Origin of the sequence: Enterobacter cloacae complex sp. ECL411 (genome assembly GCF_021869665.1) — a bacterium.
Taxonomy (GTDB): domain Bacteria; phylum Pseudomonadota; class Gammaproteobacteria; order Enterobacterales; family Enterobacteriaceae; genus Enterobacter; species Enterobacter intestinihominis.
The window spans coordinates 164,753-184,578 of sequence record NZ_CP091487.1; the positions used below are offsets into that span (position 1 = coordinate 164,753).

The following is a 19,826-nucleotide window of genomic DNA, read 5'->3' on the forward strand; positions in this document are numbered from 1 at the left end:
ATTATTTTCTGATTAGACTTGGTCTGGTTGTAACCCGGGCCTCGCGTTCCTTGAACAATTTATCCCGGACTATGTAAAGCTCTGTTTCTTCTCCCGGTTGCAGGTATGCTTTATCAAATAAAGCACTTGCAATAACGCCTTCTGCCATACACTGCTGATCAGCAACGATTTGACCGTATGGTTTATCGTTTTTCACAAGAATTACATCAATAAGTTCACGTGAGCCAACCAGTCTCTGACCGAGCTTTGCATACATATTAAAGTTACATGGTGACTGCTCTGGCGCAGGAATACGAGAAAGTCGGTCCTGTTGTAAACTGAATCCTGAAGGGACCTCACCAAGAGCCACAGGAGTCAATAAATCAATGATTCTTTGTTTATGATCGTCTTGTTTTGGATCCGTTGGAGCCAGTTCTTCTGACTGGGAGCGGGCCAACATTTCCTCATAGTTTTGCTTATCCAATGAGGTTTCACGTTTGGCTTGCATAGATGGGCTTAAAGATGTAGTAACTGAAATCATCGCACCGGGAACATCAAGCGGTACCAGGGTCAGGTTATAGGTCGATTCAGGTACCTGATCTTCAGACAACATAATCCCGATTGGTTTATCGGTATTAGTTGAAATAAAGACATCGCCACCATTAACAAATATGCTTGCCTCTTCAGCAGGGGTAGAAGTACTGACAGAAGCATTCTTGAAGCTGGTCGATATTCTGTTTTGAAGTCCTCGTGAAACTGGCAGTACCACATTCCCACCAGGCGGCACATTTACACGCTGAACTTCTTTATATCGGTTACGAGCTTCGACATAAAGTTCATCGGCTTTTGACGTGGCGGTCGCATTGGTTGCATTCTGCTGGGAAGAGGTACCTGTTGGTCTCCCATAGCTATCAATTGCACCAGATCGGGTCTGTGCGTCAAATCCGGGGAGACTAGGATTATTTGATAATGCTCCAGTAATAGCGCTTACCGCAGGCGAAGCATTGCTGGCTGGGGAAAGTTGCACGGTAGGGAGATCAGTTGTAGGTTTTTGTCCCTGCGCATTACCGGCTTCACTAAGGTTTGTTTGTGCACCTGACTGTTCAGAACCAGCTTGACCCGGAATAATGGCTTTTGCAGCTCCATTCTGAAATCCGTCAGCACCAACTGGCATTACAACCGGGTTATTAATTGTTGCTGGCAATTGGTATTCTTCAGCGATTACGCAGTTCGAAGTCGTGAGCATGATCAATGCTGTAATTGCGTTGAAGCCTAAGCCCTTTTTTTTAATCATCACTTGTTACCTGTAGACGGTGGCGGATTATCCAGCGTTGCCAGTTGCTCTTTGCCGTTTATCGTAATTTTTTTAATATTCGGTGTTCCGGAATATTGATTTACATATGCAATTCTTGGGCGACCATTTTTCATCCCGAGAACCCATTCATAAGTCCATTTCGATGATTCAGTTTTGTCCGGAACATTTACAAGTCGAGTCGTTTTGGTACCCCAGACATAGACCATGTCATTTTTTGGATCAAAGTAAATATCATTAGGCTTAAAGGTCTGCTCAACACCACGAGCCTGCATGATATTTATCTGCTCCTGTAAAGACTCACTCGTTTTAGCCTGTAGTTCAGGTGAAAGGGCATCGAGGACATAGGCCGTCACAAAGGAAATATTAGTTGGATTAATATTCCCTAAAAGGGTACTAAAAAAGAGAGCCCATTGTGTTTTATAAGATTCCGATGCTTTGTTACCAACAACCGTGATCTCTTCATTCATGTTTGGAGGGGTAACAATCGTCACTGGGTCAGTGAAAAAAAGAATCTTTGCAACCAATAACCCAATGACGGCTATTGAAACAGTATTAATGCGGATAAGTTTTGTATCACGATTAATCAGGGCGCTGTATGTAATTCCAGCACCTGACGCTTCAGCTTGTGGGCTAAATCGTTTTTTAATGTCCAAAAAACGTCCCTTAGCACTTTCATCTTTCTTTACGTATGACTGTTCAAGATCACCGTTTTCATCCTTTTTAGATTTTTTGAAAAAAGGGATGTTAATGCCACTTAGCATTTTCATTCATAGCTCCATCAAGAATACAAATCTCTGATAAATGGATCGTTGAAATAACGGCTACTAAAAACTGCTTTACCTGGCAAAAAACCGAGCCACCAGAGTTTGTGTTTTAGCAATCCTCTTATTCCTGACTCAGCTGCTTTGTTATACGCAATCCAATACACAACCGCTGCTACAACAGAAAACCCGAAGCATTCGAAGATATTCCCAAATGCAACCAGAATGAATGCAAGCCCTAATTTTTTGGCATCCCAAAACAAAATCAGTAGAGGCATGTTGATCCTGAAAGGGAATCTATAGGTATGCTGAGGAACGTCGTTCTGCTTACTCATTAAAAATCCAGAGAGGGGGATGAACCCCCTCATGCATGATTAACAATAAATTACAGCGGTACGCCAGCATCCATAAAGGTGCTGATAATTTTCTCGCCGTTGGCCATTACCAGCATCATGAATAATGAAACCAGTGCCAGGCCCGGGTTAGGCTTAAGGACAGAGAAATATACGCTTGAGATCAACATCGCGGCTGCCAGAATTTTGCCCGGAGCTCCAGTCATACTTTCACTCATGTATGACCAAATATCTCCCAGTGCCCCATCATCTGAACCCGCATATGCCAGACCGCAAAAAAGCACGGTCAGCAGAACAAACAAAATCACTTTTGCGCTTTTTGTTTTAAAAAGTGCAGCCGTGTTAGATTTCTTTTCACTAAGGCCAATATTTAAAGAAAGTTCCATAATTACTCCGTGTAGATTTGAGTTCACGTAAACGCGAATGAATAATACTTTTTTATTCCGATCCTTCCGTTCGCATAAACCCCCTTTTTTTAACGTTTAGCGATTGGTGAATTTTTAAGCAAAGGGCCTAAAGCATAATCTTTGAAAGGTACCAGTGAACGCTTAGTAAAAGTTTGAAAGAGGGGAGGGGGTAAGATTACGTTAAGCTCAATCCTGAAGCTGATGAGACTCCTCAAGCATAAAAGTCACTTTTGATGGTTTGAAAAGCTCTAACTAGATATCGGGCAGGTAACTAAGCTTCATATCTAATCTTTTTTGTTCCCTTATTATCTATCTCTTGATTCTGAGAAGGCCGCATATCACTGTGCTCCCTGGTTCGGCAACTATCAGTTGGAGAAACTACATACAATCCTCGGGCCGGTGCGTCATTCATCTAAATGCCTTTTACACCTCTGGGCGTGAGTGGGACTTTGTCTTGTCCATACGAACATCATTCATTCGAATGCTTTTGGCCAATGCTATTTAAGCAAATGCTTTCTGGCTGAGTCCTTTTGCGAATGAGTCTTTGATATAACTGCATGAATTTTGGGTTGTTTGGTGTACTAACAAAACAAAGGCATTTCTTTGAATGCCATTGGAGTTGTGATGCTTCTGATATTTTTTTGATCTCATATCAAGCACATAGTCCTTCTGATGCCCAATGTCATAGATGTCTTGGACCATTCTCGCTCTTAACAAAGCTGAACTGTGTGTCATTCGACCTAATGCCATTCACCAAAATGCCTTTTTATACCACTGCATAGCTATGCTCGGGATACAGTGGCAAACAAAAGCATTTCAATGAATGAATTTTTGGGATACCGACATCAAAAGCATTTGTATGAATGTAAGAGGCGTAATCCACAAAAGGCATTCACGTGAATAGAGTGCGCACGAAACCATCTTGCTCAACGGCATTTAATGAATGGGCTAGCATGTACGCTTGAGTCAGAAAGGCATACAGATGAATAGTCAGGAGTTCGTTTGAAAAGTTACTTTTTTGCACATTAAGCCGAGATGTAAGACCAGTAGTAAAAGAAGCACTAAGCATAGCACTGATAAATAACTTATTTTTCAGCAGGTTATAACCAGTGCATACCAGATAGCTTTCAACCTTGTTTGGCAAGGGCCAGCTTAGGGCTTCTTTTGAAGATCTGAAATTGTATGTCGCGACCTTTCTTAACTTCTTGATAATCGAGATATCCGATAGATTCAAGTTCCCGCATTGCTTTACGAATTATCTGGTTTTGCGTACGAATAGGGGTTGTAAGAAGCAACCTTTCCCTCAACCGTTTCATATTAACGAACAACGTACCAGCTGGCATTGCTTCAAAATAAATATAGAGAGATTGCGCAGCTTCTTTTTTAGCCAAAATGTATAGAACCTGAAGGCTTAACAATGTCTTATGGTCGTAACGATACAGTTCCCACATAGAAGGATCCCCAACCAGCTCAACAGTATCGCTTTTTGGATCAATCATAGCCTTCTGCACCAGATGCGTTACTGTGAACCGACCACTACGAGAGTCTGAGAAGGCAAGCACTACCGATGCAAGGTTCATTAATGACTCTTTAAAGCGCGCACGAGTTCGTTTGTTGATGTTTGTTGAACTGATACCACACATCTTCGCAAACTCGTTAAAAGTCAGGCTAATCTTCTCGGAAGTAAAACCATATTTACTGAAAGCCATGATGATCCCGAGCCAGCACTTAAAGTCGGTAGACATAGATAGTTTGACACCAGTTATCTTGATGTCGTCATAACCCTCCGATCTTGCAATTTCCATACACGAAAGCTCATCAGAGGCATCAACTTCAAAGTTTCGGTCGCGGTTTTCTTTTGTGCCGACAGGGGTAAATACACTCAATCTCAGCAGGGCCACGGGCTGAACCGACTTGGACGAGTTAGGCGTCAGTTGATAAGTCTTACCTGATTCATTACTGGTTACGTCAAAAGGATGGATTAACTCGTTGTTTTTAATCATTAACTTAACTCGTCGGTGATAAGATTTTCATTTGGCAAACTGTTTATAACATATTCTTGCAAATGCTTTTTACGCATTTACCTAAATGCCATAAGCATTCCAGTAAATGCCTTCCTTATTCATTCAAATGCTTTTCGCATGCATCCGAATGCCGGATCCTTTCATAAAGTTACTATAATCAATGAGTTAAAGATGCCGTGATCTTTACTTGAACTCTATTGATCTTTAGTGATCTAAAGAATTGATCTAACCTGTTGAAAACAATGATAAGTCCATATAAAACAAGGAATAGCGCTCCTTTATCAATATCTACAGATCGCAAACGGAAATGAAAGTGGGTTTACTATCATTGTTTTATTCAAGACAGTTTTTATTTTAATTTTATTAAGCAAATTTTTTGAGTTTACCTTTTAGATGTATCAGCCCTATTTGGCAAATTTGAGGTTCATGTATCATGTAGTAAACAGGAGGAAGATATGAACAACAGCAAACATACAGTCATTGAAGTGGATACTAATCTAGTTGAAATTGAAAAGGGATTTAATCCCCGAGAGGCGGTAATCGGAGATTTGTGTTACGAACAAGAACCTGTCAAATCGATGATTGTGTCAATCAAACAAGCCTTTAAGGAAGGAAGGCAGGTTGATATGATCAAGGTCGTAAAAAGAAAAGGTAAATATTTAGTTCGTCAAGGTCATACTCGTTTTCATGGCTTAAAATTAGCAATTTCTGAAGGTGCTAATATTCCAAGATTATCTGTTATCTTAATCGATTATAAAAACGAAATTGAAGAATACCTTGAGAACCTCGATGGTAACAGAAGCAATGGGCTAAATCCGGTTGGGCAAGCTCATGCATTAGCTCATGCTGTTAGTCTCGGGTATTCGGTTGAAGAACTAGCAATGCGATATCAACGATCAACTACCGCAATTCGTAATATGCTAAAAATCCTTGATATGCCATTAGAGCTTCAACGTTTGATTAGCCTAAATCTAATCAAAAAAACGCTCGCCATTGAAATAATGTTAAAATATTCCAACGATCACAAAATGGTTTTAAAACATATAGAAGGTTTCTTACCTGGCGTTAAGAATATTGAGACTACAACGAGCAAAATTGTAGGCATACCTGAACACAATGCAGCTGGAGCAGGACCAGACACCTTAAATAAAGGCGGACCAGAAAAGAAAAATTCGGCAGTCACACGTAAGACTTTGGGTATTAAGCGCCTCTCGCATAAGAAAACAGAACGGCTAAAATCTGAATTTCTTGAGCTTGTGGAAAGTACACATACGGAATCTATAACGAATACTCAAACAGAACTAAAATTTGGTAGAGATAGTGCACACTTGTTCAAAAATGTTGATAGTAAAAATGTAATATTTTCTGATGATGGTGTTCAAATAATCTTGAATGATGAAAAGCTAAATATTTTATTGTCTTTACTTAACGACGAAAATACAGCAATCATTCTTTCTAAACCAAAATTAGAAGAGCTTCTGGAAATTCGAGATCTCCTTAAGGAATAAAAAACCGAGGATTAGTTGAGTGATTAAACCTATAAAGCTGACTCTTATCGATAATTATAATGATTTGCTTCTAACTCATGAAGTCCTTAAACGCAACATGGAAGAGTTAGAACACGGTAAACGTTTTGACCAATTTCCTGAAGGGCATGACCACTATGAAAAAACTGTGAAAGAAGCTGTAGCAATCGTAGAGGCACGTTTGGAGGTGTTTCGAAAATGAAATCTCTTTTCTTTACTCTTGATGGTCATATGGTACCAGCCTCAGTGAATGTATCCCTTAACGGAGATGGAAATTATTATGCACCTATCGAAAGAGAATGTAACGAATGTGCGGGCACAGGCCACAAAGGGGCTGATGTATGTGAAAAGTGTCATGGGGTGCAAACAGTTGGACCCATTATTGAAAAATTAGTGGTACTAGAGCCAATTACCTTTCTCGATAACATTCCGGAACTGCGTGTTAACCCAACACTCGAAGCATGGAAATCCAGAAACCACGTACTTATTGAGAAAGCAAAAAAGGCTAACACTAAGTTTTCTAATAGTATATTGGCGCAACTAGACAATAACCGTTTTTTGACAGAACGCCAGCTGGATTGTTTCTTTACAACCTTTGATGTGATGTTGTCTGAAACTCCGGAAAATGAACAAGAAATTTTAAAACATAGCTACAATATCGGCCAGGTCATAAGCATTGAACTAACATTTACTGAAGTCAGGGCCGCGTACGCAAAAAGTAAAGGGAGTTATTTTTTTACATTTACTGGTAAAGTTAGAAATGACGGGATCGCTTTAACGGCCGATAAACAGGATCACATTTTATTGGGTGAACGTTATCATTTGACTGGAAAAGTCAGAAAATTCTATGATTTTGATTCGAAAAATTATGCTGCAATAACAGTTTTTAAGTTAAGTAAACTCCAAGACAGTTAAATGTTTTACTGCTTAAATATAGAGCCAAGACTTAAACTGTCGTTAGGACTCACTCACGTAATATTGTTGCTTACGCAATGGGTTTTATCCCTCATAAAGATCTGCGAGTATAAATCTTTTACATTTAAATTCCCCTCTATCACAACCTTTTCAATAGTAAAAAAATGATAATCTTATTAATTATAATTTTTAATTTTTTGTATACCAATACCATACAGTTAAGGCTAAAAGGTGATGATGGAGATGGACTTTAAAATGCACAATGATCTGGGTCTCGGTTTCATTTGTAAAAATGCAAGAACATCGTCAAAGCCAACGTTAAGAAAAGTTACTTTTCCGGTAAGCGCATATGAAACGTCTAAGCTTTCTTTAACCGGTTTTCAATGCCCCACAGCCTGCCGATTTCCTTTTTTTGTGCTATGCATGATAATCCATAACCATCTTTCGTCTGCATGCCCTATCAACCAAAATGAATGTTCAAATCATATATCGCAATTTTCTATCGACATTAAAGTACAAGATTGGCTTAGCCGTTCAAGAGTAGCGTTTATTGATTTCCATAATCTAAGAAATACAGATAAAACCACATTAATAACAGTGGAACATCTTGAAGCTTTACTTACTGTTATGTCAACTACTCTTGTCGCTTACGCTCCATATTCAAAAAAGAGACTTAACTTTAGCTTTCTAAATTCATTTACTTTGTCTAAAACTTCTCAAAGTTACACATTAACTTTCCCGGTAGTTCTCAGTCCGCTTTTAGATGCTCTTGGCGGTTTCATTCAGGAATGCATAACCGAAAAATTGTTAAAACGACGAAATTCGAATTTCATGGTTTACGAGTATCTTAAACGTTCAGGCCAGAGCTCTCATAAAGTGGAGGACATTAATAACGACTTACAGCTTAAAACTCTAAATATAAGACTTATGAGCGTCCTTACTGGGCTTTCTCAGCAAGGACTCATTTCATTTATTTGCGAAGGAAAGAGGGGCGACCGGAGAATAGAAGAGCTTCAGTTTATACCTTATGTTCAACGAACTCACCCTGAGGTATTAACTTTTCAGGAATGGATTAGCCCCGTTGATTAGAATTAACTCTATTTCAGCACGGCCAGTATTTCTGTTTCCGTTTTCCGTGTATTTGGCTTACTTCCTACGGATCGGTAAGCGCTGAGTCTGTGTATGACGAATCCACGCTCTTCATAGAGGCCCAAAGTGAATGGTGTCAGGCTATTTGATATCGCAACAGCAGCGCCTTTTCTGTGAGCGTCAACGAGCATATTTGCTAACAGCACGTGGTCGCTTTGGCTGAACGGTTTACCATCGTAACTGACAAAACTAGTTTTGCTTGTTTTGTCATATGGCGGATCACAATAAATCTGATCTCCTTCGCCGGTTGCGGCCAGAGTCTCCTCAAAACCAGCGGTGATCAGTTCAATACCTGAAAGACGAAATGAAAGGTAGTCTATTTTATTGAAGTCAAGCTTCAGTTCTGTATGTTTCCCCCAGGGCACTGAATAGATTCTTTCTGAGTTATAGCGGCACATACCGTTATAGCCCAGGCGATTCAGGGAGTAAAACAAAGCCGCTCTTTGAAGCGGTTGACCAGAAATACAGGTTTTGTTGAAACGGTCCCTCATCTCATAGTAGTCCTTTTCGACAAAGGTTTTATCCGCTAGGTTTTGGACCTGATTTATAAAGTTAGTTTTCTGTCTTTGAATAGTCCTGTATAGGTTGATCAAGTCTGGATTGCTATCTGCAAGCAATGCATTTTGTGCAAACATGTTCAGAAAAACGGCACCACCGCCTATAAAGGGTTCTACCCACCGGCAACTATGATCGTGTGGGTAGTGATGGCTGATGAAAGGCATCAGTTTCGTTTTTCCACCAGCCCATTTGATTATCGGCATGTGTCTGAGATGTCGAGTCAAAGTGTCTATACCTGAGAGAGAAATTTAGGTGCTGGTATCGTACCTAACCACGGGCTTTAACTAATAACTTAGGGAGCAAAAAAAAGTTGTTTAAGACGCACAGTTTTGACTTTCAGCATTGCGGATTTATAAGATTTTTCCTCACTGATACCTGAACTTTATGTTTTGGATTTATGTCTTTGTTTATGAAGCGATTTTGATGCCATCACAAGAAATGGGGAGCCCTCTTTTTTTGTGAAAAATCAGAATAGGCTCAAAAAGTACCTTTTTTGCGAAAAATTATGGATTTTTTTTTCGGTAGTATCCCCGCTACGCAGAAAGTAAGCAGAAAAATGTAACGGAGCCCCTATGAGTGTTTTACTGACAGAACCTACACAGCAAGCTAATGACAAGGTCTTTAAAACGGCCCATGTTGCCTTTTCAGTAGTTACTGGCACAGGTCGTTACGTCACTGGGCTTAAACAGTTCCGTGATGCAAACCCTGAACTTTGTACTGAAGTAAGTGACCAGAAAGCATGGGCTATCCACCCTTCAGTAATTCAGGTCACGCCAGGCTTCAACTCCCGCGAAATGGGAATGGGTGACGATTACTATAAGCTCCCTGAGGTTGAAGAACACATCTACAACATCAAGAATGCCTACATTCGAGGTGACTATGTAGACCCTATCCGAGTACGTGTCATTGATGGGGTACCTTTTGTTCGCCAGGGGCACTGCCGTTTAAAAGCCGCAATGATGGCATGTGATGAAGATCATGACATCACAATCCTTTGCGTTGAGATTAAAGAAGATGAAATTGGCTGTGAGCTCGCGACCATTGATGGTAACCGTGGTCTTGCGCTTTCTCCTGTTGCGCTTGGCGAGTCCTATCGTCGCCTACATTCTCTTGCTGGCTGGTCACTCGAACGAATTGCTCAACGTGAAAATAAAAGCCCGACGACCATCAGTTCTCTTATCCGCCTGACAACCTGTTCTGTTGTTATCAAGAAATGGATTCATGCTGACGCTATTTCGTATGTTAACGTGCTTTCACTGATCGATGAGCTCGGTGAAACAGAAGCAATTTCACGTATCAAGAAGATGATCGCGGAACTTGAGCAGGCCGATGCGAATGGCATCACGGTGAAAAAAACCCAACATGGTCAGGTACGAGTCAGACCTTCAGACTTCAAGCCAGCACGGATTCCGCCGGTTATTGCCACAAAAGCCGTAGAAGGCGTCAAACTCATCACCACCAGCTTATTACAGAAACTGGGGGATATTGAATTGCCGGAGATGACAGATTCAAGTGCTGACGAAGAAATCAACATTACGTTGAACCGCAGTACTCTGGAGATGCTGAGAAATCTTTCAAAAGAGATCACAGAATCAGAGAACAAGCAGCTTCGCCGTGCGGAGAATCGTCAGGCAAAACTTAATGGTGAGAAGCCAAAATACCCACGTAAAAAAAATGCTAAGAAGGCAGGGGAAGAGACCGATCAGGATACTGACCCACAGCCGGACGCAGAATAATTTACTTTTGGCAAAGTGTTGGTTTTGTCAGAGTCATTAAGGATTCAGGCTTTTTGCCCGCCTTTTTTAAACCTCCATGTATCGTTCTTGCCCCGTTTATGCGGGGCTTTTTTTTTGCTTCTTTCTATGAGTTGACATCTTTAAGTTTTATTCAGAGACATAAAAAACTTTTTCGTGTCACTGAACCTATTAGGTTACAGAGCGACGTTGCTATCCTGGTAAAAGTTTTTTCTAAAGGACCGGTAAAATGTCATCTCTTGATTCTGAAGCTAAACCCGATAATGCAGGTCACAGCGTACTGGCTTTAACAACCTCTCATAGCCTGGTGGTTAGCTCTTCTGAAACATTTCTTCCAGATATGCGCAAAGAGCTCGGCATTATCGCGGATCTTGTTGAGTCCTATAATGATGAACTCTGCTTGTTGAAACACATGGCTGTCCAGTTCAAAACCCACAATCACCAGAAACTTTATTCTTATCTCTCAGGCTACAACCACAGTATCTCTGAAGCGGATGCCTTGTTCGCGGAAAACGCTCTGAGATCTGAATACTGGAAACGCGTTATGGCACTCACTGATGTTTTGCCTATCATGTCGGATGCCAAACGTAACGAATGGGATAAGCAGTTTACGGCCGACCGCTATATTATGCCGCCTCAGGTGATCCCTGATTTCACAGCTGACGCTGTAGTAGGCACAGTCGTTGCTTTGCTTAATGACCGCAATCAATTTATTAAAGAAAGGGTTTACGACGTCTTCCAGTCTCTGAGCCGCAGTCATAAGACAAACAAAGCTTTTGGGTTCTCCACCCGCATGATCACTACCGGAGTTTGCGAGCCGTCTAAATACCCCTGGCAGAAATTAAGGGTGGATTTTAAAGAGTCTGGCATTTCACCACTGAGCGAGCTCCGCGTTATATGCGCATTCTTCCGTGGCGAACAGGTGAAGGCGATCCATAACACCAAATCATTGGTTGAGGCGTTGGTCGAACATGAGGGGTTCAGAAAATGGATCTGCATCGATGGCAACAGTATTCGTTTCAGGGTTTACAAAAATGGATCAATGCATATTGACGTCCACCCTGATATCGCCGAGCGGCTTAACAATATTTTATCAGCTATCGTACCGCTGGCATTACCTGCCGACCGCATGGCTCATAGCAAGAAATCTTTGGAGGCATTCCCTGTACTTAAGCAGTGCATCGACTTTGATACCCGGATGCAGCTTTCTGAACTAATGTTTAAAAATGACGGGGACAATAAATGGAGTTGCTGGACATCTTTAGGGTCTCTCGCCGAACGCAAATCTTCGAGTGTTGCCGCTGACACCCTTCGGTTCTTAGGGGCAACAGTAACAAAATACGATGTGACATTTTCCTATGATCCGTGTGAGGTTATTCGTTACATCGGCCAGATAGGGGAGATGCCTGATATTGTATCGCATCAGTTTTACCCTTCATCTTGCCGAATCAGCGAATATGTATATTCCCTGCTCGGTGCAGGGGAAGGGGATACCCTCCTGGAGCCTAATATTGGCCATGCGGATTTGCTTAAATCATTCCCTGCCGGTGTGATCGTTACTGGCATCGAGCTTGATACTTTGAATTGCCTTATCTCCCGGGCTAAGGGATACGATACGACAGAAGCTGACTTCCTCACATGGTCTAAGTCTAATCAACAGAAGAAGTTTGATTATGTCGTGATGAACCCACCTTTTGCCGATAACCGGGCCAGGCTGCATCTCCAGGCAGCTGCATCTCATCTCGCAGCCGGGGGATCTCTAGCAGCCGTTCTTCCATTATCTCTTCAGGGGCTCGATAACCTTCTGGGGGAAGAATTCCGGACGGAATGGATGGACGTTTTTGAGAACGAGTTTGAAAACACGACCGTTTCGGTTCGCATCCTGTACGCCGAACGTATTCAACAAGAGGAAGTCCTATGAGCAACCAACCCACCAGCCTGCCAGAAGAAGATATTGAGTTTGTTATGGATACCTTTCAGAGGAGCATGGGTAAATCCAAACCTGTCAGGGATACTCAAATAGAGGGCGAGAAACCGCAAAGTAAAGAGTCCGCAAACTCAACTGAAAACCCCGGTTATGAAGAATTCTTTTAATTACGCTCATGATATCCTGGTGCAGTTATTTAGAATGATATTTGAGGGATGGGGGACATTGTGATTAAAAGGCGTAACATTCGACGATCAGTTTATGGATTGCTTATTGTTCTTATCGCCGGAAATGTGTGGTTAGGCCTTAGAGCTGATAAAATTCATAAAGTGCGTTATCAGGATTTCTGGTCACCGGCAACTGTGATTAAAGTAACTGTAATGCCTTCAACGAATGAAATCCAGCTCAGTGGTAAAATCCCTAAATCGGTAAGAGTTTCAAACAATTATGTTGAGTACTCGTTACCGGGCACACTCTCGGACAAGACCATTTACCGAAGCGTGTTAGAAGATGAGATGCTCACTTTGCTTAATGCTGGAGGTCAACTTGAAGTTAAATACACTCTGGACAAGCAGACAAATCGAACTAAGGTATGCACTAAGTGCTTACGGGTGATTAAAGATATTAACCATCAATATTCAGCCACTGAGGTAAAGCATGGGCAGTCCTAAATTTGAAATTGCTGAGCAAATTAAAATGTGGATCGTTGTTTATCTAGTTTGCTTTTTAGCACTTTACTGTGTGTTAAGCGCTCTACATGCGCTTTATGATCCGCTAAATTTACCTGCCCTGACGTGGCCTATCAGCTGGTTCGTGGTGCCTGAAATGACAAGTTTTGGCAGTGCATTATTAGCTTTTGTCCTAACGCCAGGCCTTTGCTCTATAATTGCTGTTTTATTCGGTAAGTCTACCTTTAAAAAAGCTAAAACAAAAATATAGAGTTAATTAGATTGGTGGCTCAGGTTTATAAAACCTCTCACTAGAGAGGTTTATTTATTATTTTTGACTGAGATTAACAGCGTTTTCCATAAATGTATCAATAACAACCGTAAGAGACTGGCTGGTACCATGGCTATACTCAGGCCAAGGTAAAAAAGGATATGAAGAATACGCCATCAACATGATACTGGTTGGGCAACGCCAGTCCGTTGGAACACCTTTACTGTAATGGACAATCATAGCCGGGCGACTACAATCAATATCTCCAGCGTTTTTATCGAGTACGAAAGTAGCCAGAACGCCGGTGTCCTTCTGGGATACGAAAACAAGGCTGTCAGTAAAAATAAAGGCCATTAAGGAAGAGGCCAGGAAAGCGCCAGTAAATAAGGACTTCTTCTCTTTCCAAACGCGTCGAGCATATAACCCCATTAGCGCTACCGCTGAAACCATTCCGGACCACTGAGCACCCAAAGAAAAATCTGTTACTGTTTTAGATGTCATACTTTCATTAATAGTAATCATTGCGACAATGAATGGTGATGCAATTCCAAGTGTTGCTAGGACTATCAGCGATATTTCAGACCGGTTTTCTTTAGCGGATCCTTTACTTATTGCAGACATTGCTCTGAACATAACGAATGTACTGTTGAGCATCAGAAAACAGCATAAGAGCATGTATAACATTGGGTTTCCTCAACCTAGAAGTGATGGTTACCCTGTTATTTTACATAAATTTGACTCAACAGATGCTTTTAAAATCTCGCTTCCTTGAATTTAAAAACATATCAGCACAATTGGCAAACATAAAGGAGCAGCGTCTATCAAAAGTTACTTTTATGATTGGTTGAATACTCATTTTGAAGGCTAAAATCCAAAAAAGTGGGTACAAAAAGTTACTTTTGCGTCATCCAGATGCACTGCCGCCATTTTGCATTCTGTACGTTGGTTGCTTTCTCACTTGATGTCTCTTTTAACAGGCAAATTATCACTTTATCCGACCGGACCTTGTAGGCTGAATCCGTAGAATAAGGCTATAACCTATTCCCGGAGCATCATATGCGTAAAACTCTAATTGGCTGCATGGTTGCAACTGCCCTTGCTACTGTATCTTCGGCACATGCTCAGGTATTTAGCTACTCATTTACAGATACCAATAAGGCTGTTCGGAATATTAAGCCTGCAACACAAACATATCTTAATCCCGCTGGTGTTTTGACTCTGAACTTGATATCGGGTCTTGATCGGTACGAGCGAGTGACGGTCACACGAGACAGCGATAAAAAGGTTATGTATTCCTCCGTCTCGACCAAAACGAGCGTTGCAGATCGTATCGTTGCTGCCGATGGAACAGAATACTATGGAAAGGATATGGTTCTACCGGCGCTCGGAGAAGGGACCTTTACTGTAGTCAATGAAACTCTGGATATTCGCCAGACTGTAGTGAGCACATCTACTTATCATTTCATCGTTGATACAACTCCTCCACGCTATAAGAGTATTTATCCGAGTCAAAACGCAGGTTACGACATGGTACTTTCTGGGCCACTTTGGGAGTTGGGCCGAGGCGGTAGTGGCCAGTTTTCTATATTTGCAGACGGTATTGAGGATGCTAGTGGAATTGCCAAGATCCGTCTTGTCATTAAACGAAGTAATGGTTCTGTGGTCTCCGACAATAACCTGAGTTATGACACAGCCAATAAACGTGCGTTCTATCCGTGGATTAAAGATATGAACACCCAGGCTGGCATGCCCTCAAGTGATCTTGATGAAGAATTCACCTTCAATTTCATCGTTACGGACCTGGCAGGAAATACGCTTAACATTCCTCCCCAGCGGTTTTTATATGACGATCAAATGGGAGAATTTACGCCATTTGCAGTTCATGACTCACGTGTAAGCACCAGTGTTGTACCCGGCATTTCTTCGGGATACGTCCCGTTTAAACGAGGCCTTACAGTGCTGGAAAACCCCTACAAGTTGGTTATACGTATCCCAAGAACTAACTGGAAGCCATATCGAAATGGTGGCATGAGCATTACCAATAACTATGGCGGAGTACAGGTCCTTTCCGAAGATGCCACCTATGTCTACGTGGAAGTTAAGCTGCCACAGGGTGCCTTAGATGGAAACTACTATAGACCTGTGAATACATATCAATGGTCTGGAGGAGATCTTGGTCAGTATGCCAGCTGGCTCAACTGGGATCCTGCCTCTGTAAAGAGTCCGGCTTGGGGAAGTTCACCCATAGAACGACAAAAGGCTGATGGAACATGGTTCAACAGCGTAAACTGGAACCTGTTCAAGGCATCTGATATGCCTATAAAACTTACTAATATCCGGTTCAATGTACAGGCTAGGCCATATGATCAAAAAATCACTGGCGGAGCAACATGCAGTATTCCAGCTGGCTCAACAACCTGTACCGTCTCTTTGCCCCAGGATATTATAAATGGCACTACCGGCTATCTTCATAGTGGCTATGAAGTAAGGTCAACCACCGAAGCAACCTTCTTTGCCCCTATATGGGAGAATATAGCCTGGCATACACTGGGTCCCTCCGTCACTGGATTTGATTACATTGAAACCACCAACATTCTCCAGGTTTACGTGAATCAACCTGGAGATGGTTCATATTTCGACCATGTTTATGTAAATCGAGTTTGGTTGTCAGATAAAAACCGTAACAACGCAGAAATAAGCGTAACCGGCAAACAAACAGGTAGAAATATGGCGTCTGGGAACTACACGTATGAGTTCAACATGAAAGAGGTACCAGAAGGCAGTTATAACGTGGTAATTAATGCCCAAGATACATTCAACAATACCGGTAACCTCCCTTATCAAACTGTTGTCGTTGATAATACAGCACCATCTGTAAGTATTAGCTACGAAGGAAAACCGATCAGCAAAAACGTAACAGTATATGGGCTGGAGAACGTCCGTATACAGCTCACCGATGCTCTAACTAAACCATCCTTAAGCCGTATGACTCTTCGCGGTGGCCCTGTTTCTGATGCGGTGGAATTGTCTTGGGTGAATCTGGGAAACAACCTGTATGCACCTAATTATCCCAAGATCTTTCCGTCTCTTAATGAAGGCGAAACATACACTCTCACAGTTCAGGCCAAAGATGAGATGAACAACGTTAAAGAAAGCTCAGTCGAATTTAACTACCTTCCAAACAATCTCGTCAGGCTAGAGAATCTGAAAACCTTAGCTGTCAATGCTTCTCTCAAAACATCTGACAATACTCCTCTGGCTGTTCTGTATGCCAGCCAGCTGCGTAAAAAGGATGGTTCAATCGCTACAGGGCTTCAGGACGCAGTGCTTACTGTCCGTAAGGACGCTGCATTCGGCGTGACTGTAAATGGTGTTTCTGCGATGCCAGGTGAAAGCAAAGAGCTTCAACTGGATTTGGGGCTCGGGGACAGCCGTAGCTTTCCTATTTTCCCTGCTGTATCCGGCCTTACAGGCAGATCTGAGTTCATGATTAACATTGAAGAATTAAAATAAAGCAGGGCTGTTTTGCTGAAGCACAACGGCCGTCTTCTGATGCGCCGTAGCCCATGTTGTTGCAAATCAGTCCGACGTTCATTGCGTAAGTAACGCTTACTGCGGACCATGGTAGTGATTAGACTCACTACCATGGTCATTTCACCACATATCTTCTCTGCATTGCTCTTGTTGGGCAGACTAGTAACTCGTCACTAAATTGCAGCTTTTGTCTTGCTAAGTCGCTGGTATAACTGCACTACGAAATCGTCAAAAGATTTTATCCCTCATGTAGATCCAATAAATGATCCCAAAGGTGCCAGAGAGTACAAAGAAGATCCCGGTACGCTGTAGGCCGCATGGTTACTGGGCTGGAGCATTGTCACTGACAACAGTAGCGACATAAGTGACAACGGGAGTGACTTAAAAGACAATGGTAGAGACTATTTCGACGTTGGTAATGATTTTAAGTGACAATGGTAGTGAGGTTAGACTTAAACTTCCACTGTAAGGTAAGGTGACTCGCATTATTTAAATAAATTATTACTTTCAATTACTTGCGACACGAGTCTGCATGTATGCTTCTATTTCTCAAAAATTTATCCACCGAAAATGCCTGTGGCTGTGATTTAGCTTTGACGACAGTTTTTATCAGGGAGGCAAGTTGAGACCTGTATAAGAACTAAGCATTTATTTATCCCCATTTTCCACAAGGTAGTTCCAATAATTAGTACCTTAGTGTTCCTGATAGATCAAAAGAGATCCCCGCTGCCTCCAGGCCAGACGGCACAAGGCCTGAGACGTGATCAGTGACAACAGTAGTGATTATTTTGACATTGGTAGTGATTATTATAACGTTGGTAATGAGTTTTTTGACATCAGTAGTGATCAGAGCGACAATAGTAGTGACTTTTCATTAGATCTTTTTAACTTGATCTGATCCGTTGTTGATAAGAGTTGCAGGTCATTGTATGCAAAGAGTTTTTGCCAAGTTTTAATGAGTGGAGTCGTTTTTTTAGGTAGAACTTATGCACAGATATGGATCATCACAATGATCCATCCAGTGACATAGAGTTCGCTGGGGCTTACTATTCACCAATCTGTTTACACATTCAGTGATAACTTATTATGACTAAAGAGAAAGATACTGAGCAGCAGGACCTGGTCACCAGGGCTTTCTCTGTTAGAGAGAAAGAATCAGGTAAAGACATCATTTTGCGTCCTAACAGCAACCGTACGGTGCAGTCTATTGCTTTGATGCGGCTCGGGCTGTTCGTCCCATCACCAAAGAGTGTGGGGCGTCAAAATCGGGAATATAAAACGGTTGGCTTTGACGCAACGAAAGAGTTACAGACGCTCTCTTTAATGGAGAGCGAGGGGTTCACCAATATTTCAATTGTCGGTGAGCGTCTTGATATGTCAGTAGATTTTAAGACGTGGATGGGCATCATTCGAACCTATGCCAATCATCCGATTAACAATGACACGATAAGCTTAAAATTCACTGAATTCCTCAAGCTATGTACGCCTGAAAATTATCGCTCATCTACAGCGTCCAGAAAACGTATAGACGCCTCCTTACGCAGGTTAGCATCCGTTACCTTGTCGTTCACCAGTAATAACTCGTCCAAAGTCTATACAACGCATCTGGTACAGTCTGCCCTGTTAGACCCGGAATCAGATCAGGTTGTCCTTCAGGTTGATCCTAAGATTTTCGAGCTCTATCAATACGATCATAAGGTTTTGATGCAGCTGAAGGCAATTAAGGAGTTGGCCAAGAAGGAAAGCGCCCAGGCTCTCTATACGTTCATAGAGTCATTACCGCCAAATCCTATACCGATATCCCTTACTCGGCTGAAAAATCGTCTGAACCTCAAAACACGAGCAAATAGTCAGAATGCTACCGTGAGAAAGGCTCTTGAAGAGTTGGCATCGATAGGATACCTCCAGTACACCGAAATTAAGAAAGACGGAAAAGTATACTTCCAGATTCATAAGCGGGATCCCGATCTGAATTTGAACAATACTCAGCCTCCTTTAGAAGTGGTTGAAGATGAAGAAGAGAACTCAGGGTCTTCTGTTTTAGAAGGTGAGTTATGCCCACCAGCTGACCCGATAGACGGCGATGATGTTCTTACCGTCCATGATTTAACCGCTGAAGAACTGCGCTATATTCGTAGTCTTCGAAGCCAGAAAAAGAACAGCAACGCCAGCTAAAGTTAACCCGGCGGTTCAGGCTCCGGGTGCTAAATTACTTCTTCGATTTTCGTTAGTCCCAGCCCGCTCTTTCACGTCAACGGTAATGAGTCAAAAGTCATTACCGTTGTCATTGTTCTCTACCACCCTATGTAGATCGAGATTGCGAATTCAACGCTTTCTCCTGAGTCACCTGTTAACACCCGGTTTCTACGCTTTACTTCATTGGCCAGTACATCCAACGGAAAATATCGTAACGGGGTGACAATGGCAGTGAGTTGACCCACTCACTACCATCGACATTCAAATCCCGGCTTCTCTGGTAGCTATAGTGACAATGGTAATGATGTGTACCTTACTGGCATTGTCATTGTCCTCCGAGTGTGCGTTCAGCTTTGGGAGGACACCGGAACTTAATGCGGCGAGTCACGGCCATTGTGAATCTCGATTGGATTGGCGAATACGGCTTCCGGTTGGGCCAGATGTCAATGGTTATGCTTCATCCAGCTCATTACTGTAGTCATTGCCGTT

At 42.1% G+C, this 19,826-nt stretch carries 18 protein-coding genes; 11 read left to right on the plus strand and 7 right to left on the minus strand.

Annotated elements, in window-relative coordinates; translation table 11 throughout:
* Window position 1: 1 nt before the first annotated feature.
* The 5 genes from L3069_RS23660 to L3069_RS23680 form a co-directional block, all read right to left on the minus strand.
* Complete coding sequence (locus L3069_RS23660; protein WP_000592092.1) at window positions 2-1,273, minus strand: type-F conjugative transfer system secretin TraK; 1,272 nt, start codon at window positions 1,271-1,273, stop codon at window positions 2-4.
* On the minus strand, window positions 1,273-2,061 hold the full coding sequence (locus L3069_RS23665; protein WP_000783153.1) for a TraE/TraK family type IV conjugative transfer system protein: 789 nt from the start codon (window positions 2,059-2,061) through the stop codon (window positions 1,273-1,275). Before L3069_RS23665 ends, L3069_RS23660 begins: the two co-directional genes overlap by 1 nt.
* 11 nt (window positions 2,062-2,072) lie before the next feature.
* The gene (locus tag L3069_RS23670) at window positions 2,073-2,423 is read right to left on the minus strand and encodes a type IV conjugative transfer system protein TraL (RefSeq protein WP_001447770.1); all 351 of its coding nucleotides are present in this window, start codon (window positions 2,421-2,423) and stop codon (window positions 2,073-2,075) included.
* 17 nt (window positions 2,424-2,440) lie between these two features.
* Entirely contained in the window at window positions 2,441-2,794 is a 354-nt protein-coding gene (locus L3069_RS23675) for a hypothetical protein (protein WP_000423602.1), read from the minus strand.
* Window positions 2,795-3,942: 1,148 nt separating this feature from the next.
* Window positions 3,943-4,818 carry a RepB family plasmid replication initiator protein gene (locus L3069_RS23680; protein ID WP_000594611.1) on the minus strand — a complete coding sequence of 292 codons (876 nt, stop codon included), beginning with the start codon at window positions 4,816-4,818 and terminating at the stop codon, window positions 3,943-3,945.
* Between the two features lie 476 nt (window positions 4,819-5,294).
* On the opposite strand from L3069_RS23680, the gene L3069_RS23685 reads away from it, so the two are divergent.
* The 4 genes from L3069_RS23685 to L3069_RS23700 all read left to right on the plus strand — a co-directional run bounded on the left by L3069_RS23685 (window position 5,295) and on the right by L3069_RS23700 (window position 8,369).
* Entirely contained in the window at window positions 5,295-6,347 is a 1,053-nt protein-coding gene (locus L3069_RS23685) for a hypothetical protein (RefSeq protein ID WP_236901918.1), read from the plus strand.
* Window positions 6,348-6,366: 19 nt separating this feature from the next.
* The gene (locus L3069_RS23690) at window positions 6,367-6,567 is read left to right on the plus strand and encodes a hypothetical protein (RefSeq protein ID WP_000594930.1); all 201 of its coding nucleotides are present in this window, start codon (window positions 6,367-6,369) and stop codon (window positions 6,565-6,567) included.
* The gene (locus L3069_RS23695; protein ID WP_000838219.1) at window positions 6,564-7,280 is read left to right on the plus strand and encodes a zinc finger-like domain-containing protein; all 717 of its coding nucleotides are present in this window, start codon (window positions 6,564-6,566) and stop codon (window positions 7,278-7,280) included. The genes L3069_RS23690 and L3069_RS23695 overlap by 4 nt, the downstream gene beginning before the upstream one ends.
* A gap of 234 nt (window positions 7,281-7,514) precedes the next feature.
* Entirely contained in the window at window positions 7,515-8,369 is an 855-nt protein-coding gene (locus L3069_RS23700; RefSeq protein ID WP_000970401.1) for a hypothetical protein, read from the plus strand.
* Window positions 8,370-8,377: 8 nt separating this feature from the next.
* On the opposite strand, the gene L3069_RS23705 is transcribed toward L3069_RS23700, so the two are convergent.
* Complete coding sequence (locus L3069_RS23705; protein WP_001121574.1) at window positions 8,378-9,190, minus strand: Dam family site-specific DNA-(adenine-N6)-methyltransferase; 813 nt, start codon at window positions 9,188-9,190, stop codon at window positions 8,378-8,380.
* 369 nt (window positions 9,191-9,559) lie between these two features.
* On the opposite strand from L3069_RS23705, the gene L3069_RS23710 reads away from it, so the two are divergent.
* The 5 genes from L3069_RS23710 (at window position 9,560) to L3069_RS23730 (ending at window position 13,607) form a co-directional block, all read left to right on the plus strand.
* Window positions 9,560-10,723 (plus strand): hypothetical protein, encoded by a 1,164-nt coding sequence (locus tag L3069_RS23710; protein ID WP_000114860.1) that lies wholly within the window; start codon window positions 9,560-9,562, stop codon window positions 10,721-10,723.
* 247 nt (window positions 10,724-10,970) lie between these two features.
* On the plus strand, window positions 10,971-12,662 hold the full coding sequence (locus tag L3069_RS23715; protein WP_000096325.1) for a DUF4942 domain-containing protein: 1,692 nt from the start codon (window positions 10,971-10,973) through the stop codon (window positions 12,660-12,662).
* Entirely contained in the window at window positions 12,659-12,835 is a 177-nt protein-coding gene (locus L3069_RS23720) for a hypothetical protein (RefSeq protein ID WP_000070862.1), read from the plus strand. Before L3069_RS23715 ends, L3069_RS23720 begins: the two co-directional genes overlap by 4 nt.
* A 60-nt stretch (window positions 12,836-12,895) precedes the next feature.
* A complete protein-coding gene (locus L3069_RS23725) occupies window positions 12,896-13,339 on the plus strand; it encodes a hypothetical protein (RefSeq protein WP_001805248.1) in 444 nt (147 codons plus the stop codon).
* Entirely contained in the window at window positions 13,326-13,607 is a 282-nt protein-coding gene (locus tag L3069_RS23730) for a hypothetical protein (RefSeq protein WP_000535423.1), read from the plus strand. Before L3069_RS23725 ends, L3069_RS23730 begins: the two co-directional genes overlap by 14 nt.
* Before the next feature lie 57 nt (window positions 13,608-13,664).
* Here the strand turns inward: L3069_RS23730 and L3069_RS23735 are convergent, their stop codons facing one another.
* Entirely contained in the window at window positions 13,665-14,291 is a 627-nt protein-coding gene (locus tag L3069_RS23735) for a hypothetical protein (protein ID WP_000966518.1), read from the minus strand.
* 372 nt (window positions 14,292-14,663) lie between these two features.
* On the opposite strand from L3069_RS23735, the gene L3069_RS23740 reads away from it, so the two are divergent.
* Together L3069_RS23740 and repHI2 are read left to right on the plus strand one after the other, a co-directional pair.
* A complete protein-coding gene (locus tag L3069_RS23740) occupies window positions 14,664-17,120 on the plus strand; it encodes an Ig-like domain-containing protein (protein ID WP_001232713.1) in 2,457 nt (818 codons plus the stop codon).
* Between the two features lie 1,107 nt (window positions 17,121-18,227).
* Window positions 18,228-19,316, plus strand: coding sequence for an IncHI-type plasmid replication initiator protein RepHI2 (gene repHI2, locus L3069_RS23745; protein WP_000159528.1), 1,089 nt, complete (start codon window positions 18,228-18,230; stop codon window positions 19,314-19,316).
* Window positions 19,317-19,826: the final 510 nt, after the last annotated feature.